A 433-nucleotide genomic window follows, 5' to 3' on the forward strand; every position below is an offset into this window, starting at 1 on the left:
AGACCTCCCTTGAGGGCCGTGGAAGACGACCACGTCGATAGGCCGGGGGTGCAAGCGCGGTGACGCGTTGAGCCGACCGGTACTAATCGCCCGATTGACTTGATCGCTCCCGTGATCCGTGTCCGTGCGTGATCGGCAGCCGCTGCAAAGCGGATGACGACCACGCCAACCACGTGCACAACGAGACCAGCAGCCTAGACAGCTGCCGCATGCTTGCCGAACGAGGACCCCGCCGTCGCAGCACCCTGCGCGGCCAGTCCCAAAAACATTGCGATGCGCCGGTCTGGTGGCTTGAGCGGCGTGCCGAGAACCCGATCCCATCTCGAACTCGGCCGTTAAACACGCCAGCGCCCATGGTACTGTGTCTCAAGGCACGGGAGAGTCGGTCGCCGCCAGACCCGCACATCGCAAACACATCCCTCGACACGCACAC

The 433-nt window shown here is 64.2% G+C and carries 2 rRNA genes; both read left to right on the forward strand.

Going from position 1 to position 433, the window contains the following annotated elements:
• Positions 1 to 107, forward strand: a 23S ribosomal RNA gene (locus FV242_RS34190); the annotation flags it as partial.
• A 175-nt stretch (positions 108 to 282) separates the two neighbouring features.
• Positions 283 to 398, forward strand: a 5S ribosomal RNA gene (gene rrf / locus FV242_RS34195).
• Positions 399 to 433 lie beyond the last annotated feature (35 nt).

The sequence above is a fragment of the Methylobacterium sp. WL64 genome, assembly GCF_008039945.1.
Taxonomy (GTDB): domain Bacteria; phylum Pseudomonadota; class Alphaproteobacteria; order Rhizobiales; family Beijerinckiaceae; genus Methylobacterium.